Origin of the sequence: Georgenia sp. 311 (assembly GCF_006151955.1) — a bacterium.
In the GTDB taxonomy this organism is placed as follows: domain Bacteria; phylum Actinomycetota; class Actinomycetes; order Actinomycetales; family Actinomycetaceae; genus Oceanitalea; species Oceanitalea wutianyii.
In genome coordinates this window covers 2,592-18,894 of record NZ_VDFS01000058.1, presented here as the reverse complement: position 1 = coordinate 18,894, position 16,303 = coordinate 2,592, and the positions used below count along the sequence as shown (strand labels likewise).

The following is a 16,303-nucleotide window of genomic DNA, read 5'->3' as shown; positions in this document are numbered from 1 at the left end:
CGACGGGATCTGGGCCAGGGGAGGTCGGCGGCGGGTGAAGAATGGGCCCATGACTCCGGACGTCCCCACCCTGACCGCGGACAACCCCTTCGCGGCGCCCTCGACCCTGCCCTACGAGCTGCCCGACTTCGCCGCGATCCGGCACGAGCACCTGCGCCCGGCGATGCTCGCCGGCCTCGCCGAGCAGCGCGCCGAGTGGGAGGCCATCGCCACCGACCCGGCGGCACCGGACGTCGCCAACACCCTCGAGGCCCTCGAGCGCTCGGGTGGCCTGCTGCGCCGGGCGACCGCCGTCCTGGACACCTACACCTCCTCCCGCGCCGACGACGCGCTGCGTGCGCTCGAGGCCGAGCTCGCCCCGCTCCGCTCGGCCCACCGCGACGCGCTCTACCTCGACCGGCGCATCTTCGCCCGGCTCGAGGCCCTCGCCGAGCAGGACCTCGACGGGGAGACCGCCTGGCTGCTGCACACCTACCGCAAGGACTTCGTCCGCGCGGGCGTCCGGCTGGGCGACGAGAAGCAGGAGCAGCTGCGCTCGCTCAACTCCCGCCTCACCGTGCTGGAGACCGAGTTCGCCCAGCGCGTGGTCAAGGCGCTCGACGCCGGCGCCCTCCACCTGCGCGACGCGGAGCGCCTCACCGGGCTGAGCGAGGACACCGTCGCCGGGCTCGCCCAGGCGGCGACCGACCGCGGCACCGACGGCTACCTCATCACCCTCCAGCTGCCCTCCCAGCAGGCGCTGCTCGCCCAGCTCACCGACCGGGAGCTGCGCCGCGAGCTGTACACCGCCTCGGTCATGCGGGGCACCGGCGTCGACGCCGAGAGCGACACCCGCGCCACCCTGCTCGAGATCGCCCGGCTGCGCGCCGAGCGCGCCCGGCTGCTCGGCTACGAGCACCACGCCGCCTACGTCGCCGAGGACGGCACGGCCGGCACGACGGCGGCCGTCAACGAGATGCTCGGCCGCCTCGCGGCGCCCGCCGTCGCCAACGCGCAGGCCGAGGCCACCGACCTCGCCGAGGTCCACGGCGGCCCGATCGAGGCCTGGGACTGGTCCTACCTCGCGGAGAAGGTGCGCCAGGAGCGCTTCAGCATCGACGACTCCGTGCTGCGCCCCTACCTCGAGCTCGAGCGGGTGCTGCGCGACGGGGTCTTCCACGCCGCTCGCCGCCTCTACGGCATCACGCTCACCGAGCGGCCCGAGCTCGCCGGGTACGCCGACGGCGTGCGCGTGTGGGAGGTCGCGGAGGAGGACGGCACCCCGCTCGGGCTGTTCGTCGGCGACTACTACGCGCGCGAGGGCAAGCACGGCGGCGCTTGGATGCACAACCTCGTCGACCAGTCCCACCTCCTGGGGCAGCGGCCGGTCGTCGTCAACAACCTCAACCTCACCCGGCCCGCGCCGGGCGAGCCGACCCTGCTCACCTGGGACGAGGTCATCACGGCCTTCCACGAGTTCGGCCACGCCCTGCACGGCCTGTTCTCGAACGTGCGATACCCGTCCCTGTCTGGGGCGAACGTGCCGCGCGACTTCGTCGAGTACCCCTCGCAGGTCAACGAGATGTGGGCGCGTGACCCGGAGGTCCTGGCCCGCTACGCCCGTCACCACGAGACGGGCGAGCCGCTGCCCGAGGAGCTGCTCACCGCCCTGCTCGGCTCGGCCCAGTACGGCGAGGGCTTCGCGACCACCGAGTACCTCGGCGCCGCGCTGCTGGACCAGGCGTGGCACCAGGTCGGGCCGCACGACCTGCCCACCTCGGCCGAGGACGTCGAGGACTTCTCCGCCCGCGCGCTGGAGCAGGCCGGGATCGCCCACCCGCTCGTGCCGCCGCGCTACCGCTCGACGTACTTCAACCACACCTTCGGCGGCGGCTACGACGCTGGCTACTACTCCTACATCTGGAGCGAGGTGCTCGACGCCGACACGGTCGAGTGGTTCTCCACCGATGCTCCGAAGGAGGAGGACGGGCGCCCCGGCCGCGCCGCCGGGCAGCGCTTCCGTGAGGTGCTCCTCTCGCGCGGGCACAGCGCCGACCCGCTGGACTTCTACCGGGAGCTGCGCGGCCGCGACGCCGACATCCGTCCGCTCCTCGTGCGGCGCGGTCTCACCGGCTGAGGCGCGAGGCCGTGGTGGGGGTGCTGCCCGCGGGGTAGCGTGACGGCATGGCCGGGCAGCTCCAGCGGTATCGCCAGATCGCCCAGGTCCTCGCCCGCCACGGCTTGCACGCGGTCGGCGTGCGTGCCGGCCTGGGGCGCTGGCTCCCGCACGGCTCCGGCGCCCTCTCCGGTGACGACCTCCGTCCCGAGCTCCTCGTCGAGACCTTCGAGGAGCTCGGGACGACGTTCATCAAGCTCGGCCAGCTCATCTCCACCCGCCCCGACCTCTTCCCGCAGGCGTACTGCGACGCCTTCGCCCGGCTCACCGACGGCACGGCGCCCGTGCCCTTCGAGGAGATGGACGCTGCCGTGCGGGAGGACTTCGGCGCCTCGGTGGACGACCTCTACGCGTGGTTCGACCGCACCGCGCTCGCCAGCGCCTCGATCGGCCAGGCCCACCGGGCCCGGCTGTACGACGGGCGGCGGGTCGTGGTGAAGATCCGCAAGCCCGGGGTGGTCGAGGAGGTCCACAACGACCTCGAGATCATGCGCAACCTCGCCGGGCACCTGGCGCGCAGCAGCCAGGCCCTCGCCGACGTCGACGTCGTCGGCGTCGTGGACGAGTTCTCCCGGTCGCTGCGTGCCGAGCTCGACTACCTCGGTGAGGCGCGTGCCTGCGAGCAGTTCGCCCACAACCTCGCCGACACGCCCGGGGTCCACGTGCCGTGGGTCGAGTGGCCGCTCACCACCTCCCGGGTCCTCACCATGGAGGAGCTCTCGGGCCTGCGCATCGACGACGCCCCCGCCCTCGACGCGGCCGGTATCGACCGGCCCGAGCTCGCCCACCGGGCGGTCGCGGTGCTCATGCGGATGGTGTTCGAGGACGGCTTCTTCCACGCCGATCCGCACGCCGGCAACCTCTTCGTCGAGCCCGACGGGACCATCGGGATCATCGACTTCGGGATGGTCGGGCGGGTCGGCAAGCCCATGCGCCGCCAGCTCTCCCGGCTCATCCTCGCGCTCTACGCCCAGGACACCGAGGCGCTGACGACGGCGCTCATCGAGATCGCCCCGCCACGCGGCGGGCTGGACCGCGGCGTGCTGCGGACCGACGTCGGGCGTCTCACCGGGTGGTTCGACGGGCGGGCGCTGGCCGACATCCAGGTCGACGCCGTCGCCGACGAGCTGCTGGGGATCGTCCGCCGCCACCGGCTGGCACTGCCGCCCGAGGTGGTCCGGCTGCTGCGGATGCTCGTCATCGTCGACGGCCTCGGGCGCCGCATCGACCCCGGCCTGGACCTCACCGAGGTGCTCCACCGCTACGCCGGGCGCCTCGTCGCCGAGCAGCTGCGCCCCCGGGAGGTGGCCGGACGCGTGCGGGACGCCACGCTCATGGCCGCCGAGCTCGGGCTCGACCTGCCGGGGTACGCCCGGCGCCTGCTCCAGCGCCTGGACATGGGCGGGGTCGACGTCAACATCCGCGCGAGCGAGCTGGAGCCGCTCGTCGACCGCCTCGAGCGCACCGGGGACCGGGTCGTCGCCGCCCTCGTCGTGGCGGCGATGATCACCGGGGGCACGAACGTCCTCGTCGCCTACCGTGACCGCCTCGGACGGTTCGCCGGGCCGCTGGTCGCCGGGGGCGGCGCCGGCCTCACCCTCGGCAGCGCCTATCTCGCGTGGACGAGCCGCCCGCGCCGGCCGCGCACCCCGGGGGCCTAGCCCCGCGTTAGGGTCGGCACATGTCCGACTCCCCGTCCCAGCCCGTGCCCGCGCCCACCGACGAGGTCGTCGAGATCTGCCGCCGCCTCATCCGGATCGACACGTCGAACTACGGCGACGGCTCCGGGCCGGGGGAGCGGGCGGCCGCCGAGTACGTCGCCGAGCTCCTCACCGAGGTCGGCTGGGAGCCCGAGCTCGTCGAGTCCGAGCCCGGCCGCGCGTCGGTCGTCCTGCGCATCGAGGGCACCGACCGCTCGCGACCCGCGCTCGTGCTCCACGGCCACACCGACGTCGTCCCGGCGCAGGCCGAGGACTGGCAGGTCGACCCGTTCGGCGGCGAGGTCCGCGACGGCATGATCTGGGGCCGCGGGGCCGTGGACATGAAGGACATGGACGCGATGATCCTCGCGGTCGTGCGCGACATGGCCCGCACGGGCTGGCGGCCGGCGCGCGACGTCGTCGTCGCGTTCTTCGCCGACGAGGAGGCGGGCGGTGCGAAGGGCGCCGGGTGGCTCGTGGACCACCGGCCCGACCTCTTCGAGGGCGCGACCGAGGCGATCAGCGAGGTCGGCGGCTACTCGGTGGAGATCGACGGGCGGCGCGTCTACCTCCTGCAGACCGCGGAGAAGGGGCTCGCCTGGCTCCGGCTGCTCGCCGACGGCACGGCGGGGCACGGCTCGCAGGTGAACACCGACAACGCGGTGACCCGCCTCGCCGGCGCGGTCGCCCGGATCGGCGCGCACTCCTGGCCGCTCCACCTCACCGGCACCGTGCGCCAGCTGCTCTCCGGCGTCGCGGACCTCACCGGCACGAGGTTCGACCCGCAGGACCCGGAGGGCATCGACCGCCTCGTGCGCGCCCTCGGCCCGGCGTCGAAGTTCGTCGGCGCGACCCTGCGCACGGGTGCCAACCCCACCCAGCTGAGCGCCGGGTACAAGGCGAACGTCATCCCCGGCAGCGCCGAGGCGGCCGTGGACGTGCGCTACCTGCCGGGGGAGGAGGAGAGCGTGCGCGCCACGCTCACCGAGCTCGCCGGCCCGGGCGTGCGCATCGAGGCCATCCACGCCGACGTCGCGCTCGAGGTTCCCTTCGAGGGGGACCTCGTCGACCGCATGGTCGAGGCGATCGACGGCGAGGACCCGGGTGCCGTCGTCCTGCCCTACATGCTCTCCGGCGGCACCGACAACAAGTCGCTCTCGCGGCTCGGCATCACCGGATACGGCTTCGCGCCGCTCCAGCTGCCGCCCACGCTCGACTTCGCCGGCATGTTCCACGGCGTCGACGAGCGGGTGCCGGTCGAGGCGCTGCGCTTCGGGGTGCGTGTGCTGGAGCGCCTGTTGCGCACCGCCTGAGCGGTCACAGGGTGCTGCGCACCCGGATGATCTTGCGGCGCAGCCACACCTTGCGGGAGCCGCCGATGTACAGGCGGGTACGGGCGAGCTCCCAGCGGCCGTACTCGGCCTGCTCGGTGAGGAGCTGGCGGACGTCGGCGCGGCTCGTCGAGGACGGGATGCTCAGCACCCGGAACTCGTACTGGGAGGCTCCGCGGACGCCGGGACGGGGAGGGTTCTCGGTGTACCAGACCATGTCGTGACCCATTGTCTCCCACAAGCCGGGGCGGTACCGCGCGGACTGTGTCATTCCTACCAGTCGCGATACCTTCTTCCCATGTCCAACGACCCGCGCGCCGCACTCGATCGCTTCATCTCCGCCCTTGAGACCCACTTCGAGATCGCGAGCAGCGTGCAGGACGCGGAGGCCGTCGCTGTCGAGGACGCCGCCGCCGCCGTCGAGGACGCGTTCTTCAGCTACGACGACGCCCTGTACACGACCTACCAGGTCGAGGTGCCGCTCGAGGCGTACGGGGACGACGACGAGGACGACCTCGACGACGAGGAGCTCGAGGACTTCGACCTCGACGACGAGGACGACGACGAGGACGACGAGGACGACGACGAGGACGAGGACGACGACGACGAGGAGTGATCCTCAGCCGGCGCTGACGTCGTCGAGCGCCCGGCGGATGGCCGGAGGCAGCTCGAGGTCGGTGGCCGACAGCGCCCCGCGCAGCTGTGCGGCGGTGCGTGCGCCGACGATCGCCGACGTGACGCCGGGGGCGTCGCGCACCCACGCGAGGGCCACCTCGAGGGGCGCGCGGTCCAGCCCGGCGGCCGCCGTGGCGACCGACTCGACGATCCCGCGCGAGCGCTCGGTGAGGTAGGGCTCGACGAAGCCCCGCAGGTGCGGGGAGGCGGCGCGGGAGTCGGCCGGCACCGTGCTGCGGTACTTGCCGGTGAGCACGCCACGTCCCAGCGGGGACCAGGCGAGCAGCCCGGTGCCGAGCGCGTCCGAGGCCGGCACGACCTCGTGCTCGACGGACCGCTCGAGGAGCGAGTACTCCACCTCGACGGCCGCGAGGCCGGTCGCGTCCTGTGCGAGCTGCGCGGCGGCGTAGCCCTGGTACCAGGCGGGGTGGTTCGACAGGCCGACGTACCGGGTGCGCCCGGTCGCGACGGCGTGGCGCAGCGCGGACAGCGTCTCCTCGACCGGGACGTGGGGGTCGGGCGCCTGGACCAGCCACAGGTCGAGGTGGTCGGTGCCGAGCGCGGCGAGGGACTCGTCGAGCGTGTCGAGCAGCGTCGAGCGGGAGGCGTCGAGGCGGCTGCCCGAGCGCCCGTGGCGCACGCCGGCCTTGGAGCACAGGACGACGTCACGGCGGTCGACCTCGGCGAGCAGGCTGCCCAGGAGGCCCTCGGCCGCACCCTCGCCGTAGGAGGCGGCGGTGTCGATGAGGGTGCCGCCGGCGTCGAGGAACACCGAGAGCTGCTCGGCCGCCTCGTGCTCGTCGGTGTCCCGGCCCCACGTCATGGTGCCCAGGCCGACCGACGAGACGAGCAGCCCGCTGCGGCCCGCCCTGCGAAGTTCCATGGCCTCACGCTACCGGCGTGGGCGCGCCCCCGGGACAACGGGCCCGAACATAGAATGCTCGATCGTGACGTGGTGGGAAGCAATCGTGCTCGGCGTGGTCCAGGGACTCACGGAGTTCCTCCCGATCTCCTCCAGTGCGCACCTGCGCATCGTGGGGGAGCTGCTGCCTGGGGGAGGTGACCCCGGCGCGGCCTTCACCGCGATCACCCAGCTCGGCACGGAGACGGCCGTCCTGCTGTACTTCCGCAAGGACATCTGGCGGATCATCAAGGCATGGGTCGGCGCCCTGCCGGTGGGGCCCTGGCGCGGGACGGTGCCGCGCACCGACCCCGACGCGCGGATGGGCTGGTACATCATCATCGGCTCGGTGCCGATCGTCGTCCTCGGGCTCCTGTTCCAGGACGCGATCGAGACCTCGCTGCGCCACCTGTACATCACGGCGACGATGCTCGCGGTGTTCGCCGTGCTCCTCGGCCTGGCGGACCGCTTCGGGCGCAAGCGCAAGGAGCTGGGCGACCTCACGCTGCGCGACGGCCTGCTCTTCGGCCTCGCCCAGTCCCTTGCCCTGGTCCCGGGCGTCTCACGCTCTGGCGGGACGATCACCATGGGCCTGCTGCTCGGCTACACCCGGGAGGCGGCTGCCCGTTACTCCTTCCTCCTCGCGATCCCGGCGGTGTTCGGCTCCGGCTTCTACCAGCTCTTCACGGCCGACCCGACCCCGGACGCGCCAGGGGCGGGGGTGACGGCGATCGCCACGCTCGCCGCGTTCGGCGTCGGGTTCCTCGTCATCATCGCCTTCCTCAAGATCGTCTCGACGTACTCCTACATGCCGTTCGTCGTCTACCGGATCGTCCTGGCCGTCGTCGTCGTCGCGCTCGTCGTGTCGGGCGTGCTCGACCCGGTGAGTGGTGCCGCCGCGGCGTCGTCGTAGCCCGGGCGGGCGAGGGCCCCTCGCCAAAGGTTGAGGCTTCAAGTATGGTGGGGGCATGGAGCACCTCATCACCCAGCCCGGGACCGACGCCCGCGCCCTCGCCGACCGCGACCTCCTCACGGCGGGCACGCGGATGGGACCCGTGACGCTGCTCGTCGGCGACCTCGACCTGCTCACCACCTACTACGTCGAGGGCCTGGCGCTCACCGTGCTGTCCGCGCAGGGCGTCGAGACCGTCCTCGGGCGCGGGGACCAGCCGCTCGTCGTGCTCCGCCACGACCCGAGCCTGCCGCGCGGCTCGCGCCGCGACGCCGGCCTGTTCCACACCGCACTCCTCTTCGAGGACGCCGGCGCCCTGGCCGCGACCGTGGCCTCCCTCGCGCGTCTGGCCCCGCGCAGCTTCGTCGGCAGCGCCGACCACCTCGTCTCCGAGGCGTTCTACTTCACCGACCCCGAGGGCAACGGCATCGAGCTCTACCTCGACCGCCCCCGTGACCAGTGGCGCTGGGACGGCGGCCAGGTGGCGATGGACACGCTCGTCCTCGACCCCAACGAGTACCTCGGGACCCACCTCAGCGAGGAACGTCTCACCGGGGCGACGGGTGACGCGGCCGTCGTCGGGCACGTCCACCTGCAGGTCGGGGACACGGCGACGGCGCGCGACTTCTACGTCGCGACCCTCGGCTTCGAGGCCACCCTCGAGATCCCCGGCGCCCTGTTCGTCGCGGCGGGTGGCTACCACCACCACATGGCGATGAACACGTGGAACAGCGCGGGCGCCGGCCCGCGCGTGCCGGCCCTCGGCCTGGGCGTCGTCGACGTCGTCGCGCCCGAGGCCGACGATCTGGGCGCCCTCGCGGACCGCCTGCGCACGCGCGGCGTGGCCTTCGCCGACGACGGGCGCACGCTCGAGGTCGAGGACCCCTGGCGCAACAGGGTCCGCGTGCGCGTCGCTTGACGGTTAGGCTTCCGGACGTGCACTCCTGGTCTGCTCCCGACGTCCCAGTCCTCCCCGGCCGCGGCCAGGAGATCCGCCTCACCGAGTCGGGGACCGGTGAGCTCGTCGGGACGGCCGCCCAGGGCCTGGCGACGCTCTACGTCTGCGGCATCACGCCCTACGACTCCACCCACCTCGGGCACGCGAACACCTACCTCGGCTTCGACCTGCTCGTGCGGGCGTGGCGCGACGCCGGCCGCGAGGTGCGCTACGTGCAGAACGTCACCGACGTCGACGACCCGCTCCTCGAGCGCGCGGCGGACACCGGGGTCGACTGGCGCGACCTCGCCGCCGAGCAGACCCAGCTGTTCCGCGGTGACATGACCGCCCTGCGGGTGGTGCCCCCGGACCACTACGTCGGCGCCGTGGAGTCCATCCCGGTCGTCGTCGACGCCGTCGCGGCCCTCCTCGCCTCCGGCGCCGCGTACCGCATCACCGAGGCGGACGCCGGCGGGCACGGCGTCGGGGACGTCTACGCCGACGTCGCCGCCGACCACCTCTTCGCCACCGAGACCGGGCTGACCGCCGCACAGATGGCCGAGTTCTTCGCCGAGCGTGGCGGTGACCCGGACCGGCCGGGCAAGCGCCAGGCGCTCGACCCGCTGCTGTGGCGCACCGCCCGGCCGGGGGAGCCCTCGTGGGACGGCGGGACCCTGGGGCAGGGGCGGCCCGGCTGGCACATCGAGTGCGCGACGATCGCCTCGGAGTACCTCGGCCTGCCCGTCGAGGTCCAGGGCGGGGGCAGCGACCTCGTCTTCCCGCACCACGCGTGCAGCGAGTCCCACCTGCGCATGCTCACCGGACGCGAGCGTCCGGTCACCGTCCACGCGCACGGCGGCATGGTCGCCTACGCCGGGTCGAAGATGAGCAAGTCCCTGGGCAACCTCGTCCTCGTCTCCCAGCTCACCGCGTCCGGCGTCGACCCGATGGCGGTGCGCCTGGTCATGCTCGCCCACCACTACCGGGAGAACTGGGAGTACACCGGTGCCCAGCTGCGTACCGCGAGCGAGCGGCTGGCCCGCTGGCGGCGGGCGATGACGGCCGAGCACGGCCCGGACGCCACCGGGCTGCTCGAGGAGGTGCGCACCGCGCTCGCCCGCGACCTCGACGCCCCCGCCGCGCTCCACGCCGTCGACGCGTGGGTGGCCGCCGCCGAGCACGACGCCGGCACGGCGCGTGCCGACGCCGACCGCGGCCCTGCCCTCGCGGCCCGGACGGTCGACGCCCTCCTCGGGATCGCCGTCTGAGACGTGCTGCCGGTCGGCGTCGTCCTCGTCGGGCTGGGCTGCGCCCTGGCCGCTCGGCGGTGGCCACCCGTCCGTGACCGGCTGAGCCCGGCGGCCACCACCATCCTCGCCCTGCTCGGCGCGTGCCTTGCCGGGCTCGCGCTGCTCGACGCGGGGGCGGGGCCGTGGCTCACCCTCGCCGCCGCCGGTCTCGGGGCCGTGCTGCTCGTCGCCGGGGGCGCGGTGGTCAACGACCGGGTGCTGGGTCCGGTGCGTGCCCGCGCCGCGGAGCGGCCGGGCCTCGCCGACCGGGTGCAGGACTGGGCCGAGGGACGCGGGGACGTGGTCTCCGTCGCCGTCCGCGCAGCCCGCCGGGCGGCGGACGTGCGCGTCACCGGACTGGCCGCCGAGATGACCTACTACGCGATCATCTCCCTCGTCCCGCTGCTCACAGCGCTCGGCGCCGGCCTCGGCTTCCTCGAGCGGTTCGCCGGGCCGGCGGTGGTCGCTCGCCTCGAGGACTCGCTCGTCGGGGCGGTGTCCACCGTCTTCGCCGAGCAGGTTGCCACCGACGTGCTCGCCCCGCTCATCGAGGGGCTGCTGCGCGAGGAGCGCACGGGGGTCGCCGTCGGCGGCCTGCTGCTCGCGCTGTGGTTGGCGAGCAGGATGTTCCGCGCCGCGATCCGGGCACTGGACGACGCCTATCGGGTGCCCGAGCGGCGCACCCTCCTCGCGCAGTACGCGCTCGGCATCGCCCTCGCGCTCGGCGCGGTCCTCACCCTCCTCCTCCTGCTCGCGCTCGTCGTCGTCGGCCCGCTCCTCGGGGACGGCCGTGAGCTCGCCGATCGCCTCGGGCTCGGCGTCATGTTCGAGGTCGCGTGGTCCGTGGCCCGGTGGCCGGTGCTCGCGGCCGTGACGACGGCCTACCTCGTCGTGCTCTACCGCTACGGCCCCAACGTCAGCACGACGTGGACCCGCTGCCTGCCCGGCGCCGTCGCCGGGACGGTGGGCGTCGTCGTCGTCGCCGTCGGGTTCGCCGGCTACCTCGCGCTGGCGGGGCCGTCACCGCCCGGCGCGCAGGGAGGCCAGGACGACGCCGTCACCGCCGCGGCCCAGACGATCGGACTCGTCCTCGCCGGGGTCGTGTGGCTGTGGTCGAGCAGCATCGTCGTGCTCGCCGGCGGGGTTCTCAACGCCGAGCTCGCGCGGGCGCGGGAGGGCCGCGCCACGGTCCTCTCCTAGCGTGCGCCGGGAGGCTGGGCGCCCCCGCCGTTGTCCCGGCGGCGCAGGTAGCGCTCGAACTCGCGGGCGATCGCCTCACCCGTGGCCTCGGGAAGCTCGGCGGTGTCCTTGGCCTCCTCGAGCTGCTGGACGTACTCGGCGACCTCCGGGTCCTGCTCGGCGAGCTCGTCCACCCCGGCCTGCCAGGCCCGGGCCTCCTCGACGAGCTCCCCGAGGGGCAGCGGCTCACCGACGAGCTCCTCCAGGCCGCCCAGCAGCGCGAGGCTGGCCTTGGGGGAGGGCGGCTGCGCGACGTAGTGCGGGACCGCTGCCCAGAGCGACATCGCGTGCATGCCGCGCTCCTGGGCGAGCTGGGCGAGGACGCCGACGATCCCCGACGGGCCCTCGTACTCCGAGCCCTCCACCCCGAGGAGCGCCTGGACCCCGGGGTCGTCGCTCGTCACCTGGCAGGGCACCGGGCGGGTGTGGGGCACGTCGGCGAGGAGCGCGCCGATGCCCACGACGCTGCCGACGTCCCACTGCTGGGCGACGTCGAGGATCTCGTCGCAGAAGTCGAGCCACCGGAACGAGGGCTCGATGCCCTGGACGAGCAGCACGGTGCGCCCGGCGACGGGGGAGCGGGTGACCGAGATCGTCGTCGTCGGCCACTTGAGGACGCGGGCGCCGTCCTCGTCGCGCATCGTCACCGGCCGGTTGACCTGGAAGTCGTGGAAGTCCTGGGGGTCCAGCTCGTGCACGCTCTGCGCGCCCCACGCCTCGGCGACGAGCTCGAGTGCCTGGCTCGCGGCGGACCCGGCGTCGTTCCAGCCCTCGAAGGCGGCGAGGAGGATGGCGGGGGTGCGCTCTGCGCCCTCGTCTGGCGCCGTGCTGGGGTCCTGCGCGTCGGTCATCCCCTCAGCCTATGCGTGTCTCGGCGCGCGAGGCGCGCGGCCCGGGGCGGTGGTCACTCGCGCAGCGCGCCCGCGAGCTCGCGGCGGCTGCGCACGCCGAGCTTGGTGAACACCCGCGAGAGGTGGCTGTCGACCGTCCGCACCGAGAGGGTGAACCGCTCGGCGATCGCCTTGCTGCTGAGCCCGCCGGCGGCGAGGCTCGCGATCTCCCGCTCGCGGCGGGTGAGGACGACGCGCAGCGAGCCCGTCGGCAGCCAGAGCCCTGCCTCGCCGAGGCGCCGCAGGGCCACCTCGGCGAGGTCGCGGTCGCCGTCGGCGACGGCGCGGGCGTGCGCGACGAGGGCCGCGGGCCGCGGTCCGGTGACCGTGGCACCGAGCTCGACGACCCGGTCGAGGACCCCCGGGGGAGGAGGCGAGTCCGGCTCGGCGACGACGGCGCGGTGGAGCGCCTCGAGCTCGGTGCGTGCCAGGGCCCGCTCGGCGCACCACGTGGCCAGCTCGAGGGCGTCCGGGCGGACGGGACGGTCCCCGACCCACGCCTGCGCGTCGAGGAGCAGCAGGCGGATCTCGGGCTCCACCGATGCCGAGATGCGCAGCGGCACGGCCAGCGCCCGCGTCATCGCCGCCCGGGCCGCGCGGAGGTCACCGGCGGCAGCGGCAGCGACCGCGGCGGCCGCGACGATGTAGCCGCTCGTGCCCACCGTGTCGCGGATCGAGTACCGGGCCGCGGCCATCCCCAGGTCCCGGTGCGCGTCGCTCCACTGGCCCCGGCTGCTGGCGAGCACGCCGCGCCCGGTCTGGGCGAGCGCCTCGCGCATCCAGTAGTCGGCTGCCTGCTCCGGGCCCCCCACCACGCGGGCGAGGGCGTCGACGTCGCCGGTCCACGCGAGTGCCATTCCCAGCGCGACGACGATGTCCTCCGACAGCCACGGCCGCTCCGGGTCGGGGTAGGTGACCGCCCGCTGGGCGTAGACCGTGCCGAGCCGGACGGCCTCCTCCAGGCGCCCCGTCTGGGCAAGACCGAGGACCACCGGGTTGGCCAGACGCAGGACGGTGACGTCGGTCGCGTCGGTCGTGTCGAGCAGCTCGAGCGACGCGTCGAGGCACTCGGCGAAGCGCCCGGCGTGGCCGAGGTGGGCGAGGCGGTCGATCTCCAGGACGCGCACGTGCTCGGGTGCGACGTCGGTGAGGTGGCGGCGCGCGTCCTCGAGGTCGGCCAGGGCCTGGTCGACGTCGTCCTCGTGGAACTGGTGGAGGTAGGCGAGCTGCTGGGACAGCCGCAGCCGCACGATCGGGGGCAGCGGGGTGCGGGTCGGGCCGGCCAGGAGCGCGGCAACCGCCGCGAGGTCCTCGTTCGCCTCCCCCGGCCGGTCGAGGTGGCGCCACGCCTCCCCGCGCAGGAGGAGGACGTCCGCCCGCTGCGGGTCGTCGGCGGCGACGAACTCGAGGGCGGCGGTGCCCACCCACACCGCGCTCTGCCAGCGCTGGGTGTCCAACGCGACCCGCATCGCGGCGAGCACCCGCGCCGGGGTCTCGCGCACCCCGCTCTCCAGCGCCCAGGTGACCATGCGCAGCGTGCCGAGCGGGCTGCCGGTGGTCGCGGCGGACAGCGGCAGCGCCGCCCGCACCCGCGCGTAGAGGCGGCGGCGGCGTCCGGGCGGGACGAGCTCACGGATCGCCTCGGCGTACATCGGGTGGCTCACCCGCGCGAGCAGTCCGGTCGCGCTGTCGAGCCCGTCGGTGACGACGAGTCCCTCGCGGACGAGGTCGTCGAGCACGCGCTCGGGCAGGAGGACGGCGAGGTACCGCACCGGCAGCTCGTCGGCGAGCGCGACGAGCTCCAGGCCCTCGCGGACAACGGGGTCCAGCCGGTCGAGCTCGGCGCGCATGACGTCGAGCACCCGCGGCCCGGGCGGAACGCCGGCGACGCCCACCCACGTGCCCTGGCTCTCCACCAGGGTGCCGGCGGCGAGCTCGGAGCGGACGAGCTCACGCAGGTGGAAGGCGTTGCCCTGGGTGCGGGCGACGATGCGCAGACAGGTGTCGGTGGTGAGCGGTCCGCCCAGCGCCGTCTCGAGGAGACGCTCGACCTGGCGGGCCGAGAAGGCAGGCACGTCGATGCGTTCGGCTGCGCCGTCCTTCCACAGCTCGAGCCAGGGGGAGCGGCTGGCGGCCGCGGTGCGCAGGGTCGCGACCATGGTGGCCCGGCCGTGGTGGACGAGGGCGCACAGGGCGTGCGCGGTGCCGCGGTCGAGCAGGTGGGCGTCCTCGACCCGCAGGAGCAGGGGGGCGACGTCACCCCGCGGGGTGTGCACGTCGAGCAGGCTCGCCGCGAGCGCCGGGTGCACCTGGTCGAGCGTGAGCTCGGGGGCCCTGCCGGAGACGGTGACGACGGGACGGTCGAGGCCGGCGAGCACGCCCGAGACGAGCTCGCTCTTGCCGACACCGGCGTCCCCGACGACGACGACGCTGCGCCCCGCGTCCAGGGCGTCGCGCAGCTCGGCGGTCTCGGCGCGGGGCAGGACCGGCCACGGAGGAAGCGTGGGCACGAGGACTCCACCTTTCGTCGGCGGGCCGGCGCGCCCCCGTTGGCTGGCGTGTGCGCGCCCGTGCACCGGCTCGTGACGGATCGTAACGCCTGCCGAGAGGCACACGATCAGCCCGACGGCACTTCGGGACAGGTTCGGTAGCGATTACCGATGCTGCTGCGGACCGGCGATTCCTAGGCTCGGCTGCGACCCCACCCGTCCCTCGCCGCGGAACGCCCCGCGGAGCAGACCCGCAGGAGAGCCAGTGCCCACCTACACCGCACCCGGCGTCTACGTCGAGGAGGTTCCTTCCTCGCAGAAGGTGCTGGCCTCGGCCCCGACAGCCGTCGCCGCCTTCGTCGGCTTCACCGAGCGCGCGCCGCTCGACGACGCGAACGACCCGGAGGGCCTGACGCCCCGGCTCGTCACGAGCTGGAGCCAGTACGAGGAGCTGTACGGCGGCTTCGTCGACGGCGCCATGCTGCCGCTGTCGGTGTTCGGCTTCTTCGCCAACGGCGGCACGATGGCCTACGTCGTGCGGGTCCCCAACAGCGCACCCTCGGGCGAGCCCGCCCGCTCCGCGCTGCCCGCCGCGGACCGCGCGCTCGGCCTGCCGGTCGCCGTCGAGAGCCTCGAGCCGGACGCCGACATCGAGATCGTCGTGCGCAACGAGGAGCCCGCCCCCGACGACGAGGGTCCGGCCCCGTTCACCATCACGATCGTCGAGGGCGGCGAGGCGGTCGAGTCCTTCCCGAACCTCACCCTCGGGGGTCCCCGCGACGCCGCGACGGTCATCAACAAGACCTCGACGAAGGTCAAGGTCGAGGTCACGCTCGACTCCGCCGTCGACACCTCCACCCAGCTCGAGCTCCTCAAGGCGGGCACGTTCTCCCTGGAGAAGGCCCCCACCAAGCCGGTCGCCGTCACCGGGCGCCGCTTCGCCGGCTCGGAGTCCAGCCGCTCGGGCATCAACGGTCTGGCGATCGCCGAGGACGTGACGATGGTCGTCGTCCCCGACCTCGTCACCGCGGCCACCCGCGAGGACGGCACGCTCGACCTGGGCCTGTGGCAGGCCGTGCAGACCACGCTCATCTCCCACTGCGAGCAGCACCCCAACCGCATGGCGATCCTCGACGCCCCTCCCGGGATGACGCCCCAGCAGGTGCGCGAGTGGCGCTCGGAGACGGCGATGTACGACTCGCAGTTCGCCACCCTGTACTACCCGTGGATCAAGGTCGAGAACCCCGCCGGCACCCAGGGCAACGCCGAGGTGCTCGTCCCGCCGTCGGGCCACGTGGCCGGCGTGTGGGCCCGCACCGACGACACCCGCGGCGTGTGGAAGGCCCCGGCCAACGACACGATCCGCGGCGTGCTCGACGTCGAGCGGCCGATCACGCAGAACGAGCAGGGCCTGCTCAACCCGGTCGGCATCAACTGCATCCGGCCCTTCGGCACCCGTGGCATCCGGGTCTGGGGCGGGCGCACGCTCTCCTCGGACACCGACTGGCAGTACATCAACGTCCGGCGCCTGTTCAACATGGTCGAGTCCACGATCATGGAGGGCACCCAGTGGGCGGTGTTCGAGCCCAACGACGTCACCCTGTGGGAGGGCGTCACCCGCACGCTCAGCGGCTACCTCCACGGCCTGTGGCAGGCCGGAGCGCTCTTCGGCTCCTCGGCGAGCCAGGCGTACTACGTCAAGTGCGACGAGACGACCAACCCGCCGGAGTCCATCGCCGCGGGCA

The 16,303-nt window shown here is 74.0% G+C and carries 13 protein-coding genes; 9 read left to right on the top strand and 4 right to left on the bottom strand.

Translation table 11 applies throughout. The annotated features are described in order from the left end of the window. Nucleotides 1-49: 49 nt before the first annotated feature. From FHE66_RS12280 to FHE66_RS12270, 3 genes are read left to right on the top strand one after another with little or no spacing between them, the layout of a single operon-like run. Complete coding sequence (locus FHE66_RS12280) at nucleotides 50-2,116, top strand: M3 family metallopeptidase (protein ID WP_139073249.1); 2,067 nt, start codon at nucleotides 50-52, stop codon at nucleotides 2,114-2,116. A gap of 47 nt (nucleotides 2,117-2,163) precedes the next feature. Next, complete coding sequence (locus FHE66_RS12275; protein WP_139073248.1) at nucleotides 2,164-3,816, top strand: AarF/ABC1/UbiB kinase family protein; 1,653 nt, start codon at nucleotides 2,164-2,166, stop codon at nucleotides 3,814-3,816. Nucleotides 3,817-3,836: 20 nt separating this feature from the next. Beyond that, nucleotides 3,837-5,168 carry a M20/M25/M40 family metallo-hydrolase gene (locus FHE66_RS12270; RefSeq protein WP_139073247.1) on the top strand — a complete coding sequence of 444 codons (1,332 nt, stop codon included), beginning with the start codon at nucleotides 3,837-3,839 and terminating at the stop codon, nucleotides 5,166-5,168. 4 nt (nucleotides 5,169-5,172) lie between these two features. Here FHE66_RS12270 and FHE66_RS12265 read toward each other — a convergent pair whose 3' ends face one another. Continuing rightward, nucleotides 5,173-5,403 (bottom strand): DUF5703 family protein, encoded by a 231-nt coding sequence (locus tag FHE66_RS12265; protein WP_139073246.1) that lies wholly within the window; start codon nucleotides 5,401-5,403, stop codon nucleotides 5,173-5,175. Nucleotides 5,404-5,484: 81 nt separating this feature from the next. On the opposite strand from FHE66_RS12265, the gene FHE66_RS12260 reads away from it, so the two are divergent. Next, complete coding sequence (locus FHE66_RS12260) at nucleotides 5,485-5,802, top strand: DNA primase (RefSeq protein WP_139073245.1); 318 nt, start codon at nucleotides 5,485-5,487, stop codon at nucleotides 5,800-5,802. A 3-nt stretch (nucleotides 5,803-5,805) separates the two neighbouring features. Here FHE66_RS12260 and FHE66_RS12255 read toward each other — a convergent pair whose 3' ends face one another. Beyond that, nucleotides 5,806-6,744, bottom strand: a complete 939-nt coding sequence (locus tag FHE66_RS12255; RefSeq protein WP_139073244.1) for an aldo/keto reductase — start codon at nucleotides 6,742-6,744, stop codon at nucleotides 5,806-5,808. A gap of 64 nt (nucleotides 6,745-6,808) precedes the next feature. Here FHE66_RS12255 and FHE66_RS12250 point away from each other — a divergent pair, with 64 nt between their 5' ends. Genes FHE66_RS12250 through FHE66_RS12235 form a run of 4 tightly spaced genes read left to right on the top strand, consistent with a single transcriptional unit; the run spans nucleotide 6,809 to nucleotide 11,140 of the window. Beyond that, nucleotides 6,809-7,675, top strand: a complete 867-nt coding sequence (locus tag FHE66_RS12250; protein WP_139073243.1) for an undecaprenyl-diphosphate phosphatase — start codon at nucleotides 6,809-6,811, stop codon at nucleotides 7,673-7,675. A gap of 55 nt (nucleotides 7,676-7,730) precedes the next feature. Then, nucleotides 7,731-8,633: a VOC family protein gene (locus FHE66_RS12245; protein WP_230976574.1), complete on the top strand. Its 903-nt coding sequence runs from the start codon at nucleotides 7,731-7,733 to the stop codon at nucleotides 8,631-8,633. Nucleotides 8,634-8,650: 17 nt separating this feature from the next. Continuing rightward, entirely contained in the window at nucleotides 8,651-9,919 is a 1,269-nt protein-coding gene (gene mshC, locus FHE66_RS12240) for a cysteine--1-D-myo-inosityl 2-amino-2-deoxy-alpha-D-glucopyranoside ligase (protein ID WP_139073242.1), read from the top strand. Between the two features lie 3 nt (nucleotides 9,920-9,922). Further along, nucleotides 9,923-11,140, top strand: coding sequence for a YihY/virulence factor BrkB family protein (locus tag FHE66_RS12235; protein WP_139073241.1), 1,218 nt, complete (start codon nucleotides 9,923-9,925; stop codon nucleotides 11,138-11,140). On the opposite strand, the gene FHE66_RS12230 is transcribed toward FHE66_RS12235, so the two are convergent. Together FHE66_RS12230 and FHE66_RS12225 are read right to left on the bottom strand one after the other, a co-directional pair. Further along, a complete protein-coding gene (locus FHE66_RS12230; protein WP_139073240.1) occupies nucleotides 11,137-12,030 on the bottom strand; it encodes a PAC2 family protein in 894 nt (297 codons plus the stop codon). The genes FHE66_RS12235 and FHE66_RS12230 overlap by 4 nt on opposite strands. A gap of 53 nt (nucleotides 12,031-12,083) precedes the next feature. Beyond that, nucleotides 12,084-14,579 (bottom strand): LuxR family transcriptional regulator, encoded by a 2,496-nt coding sequence (locus FHE66_RS12225; RefSeq protein WP_139073239.1) that lies wholly within the window; start codon nucleotides 14,577-14,579, stop codon nucleotides 12,084-12,086. 244 nt (nucleotides 14,580-14,823) lie between these two features. Here FHE66_RS12225 and FHE66_RS12220 point away from each other — a divergent pair. Further along, nucleotides 14,824-16,303: phage tail sheath subtilisin-like domain-containing protein (locus FHE66_RS12220; RefSeq protein WP_139073273.1), on the top strand; the 1,480-nt coding region annotated here is incomplete at its 3' end.

Excerpts from the sequence above, each read along its gene's own strand:
- FHE66_RS12265 (WP_139073246.1), bottom strand. The coding sequence starts at position 5,403 with ATGGTCTGGTACACCGAGAACCCTCCCCGTCCCGGCGTCCGCGGAGCC.
- FHE66_RS12245 (WP_230976574.1), top strand. The coding sequence starts at position 7,731 with ATGGAGCACCTCATCACCCAGCCCGGGACCGACGCCCGCGCCCTCGCC.
- FHE66_RS12255 (WP_139073244.1), bottom strand. The coding sequence starts at position 6,744 with ATGGAACTTCGCAGGGCGGGCCGCAGCGGGCTGCTCGTCTCGTCGGTC.
- FHE66_RS12280 (WP_139073249.1), top strand. The coding sequence starts at position 50 with ATGACTCCGGACGTCCCCACCCTGACCGCGGACAACCCCTTCGCGGCG.
- FHE66_RS12270 (WP_139073247.1), top strand. The coding sequence starts at position 3,837 with ATGTCCGACTCCCCGTCCCAGCCCGTGCCCGCGCCCACCGACGAGGTC.
- FHE66_RS12260 (WP_139073245.1), top strand. The coding sequence starts at position 5,485 with ATGTCCAACGACCCGCGCGCCGCACTCGATCGCTTCATCTCCGCCCTT.
- FHE66_RS12275 (WP_139073248.1), top strand. The coding sequence starts at position 2,164 with ATGGCCGGGCAGCTCCAGCGGTATCGCCAGATCGCCCAGGTCCTCGCC.
- FHE66_RS12230 (WP_139073240.1), bottom strand. The coding sequence starts at position 12,030 with ATGACCGACGCGCAGGACCCCAGCACGGCGCCAGACGAGGGCGCAGAG.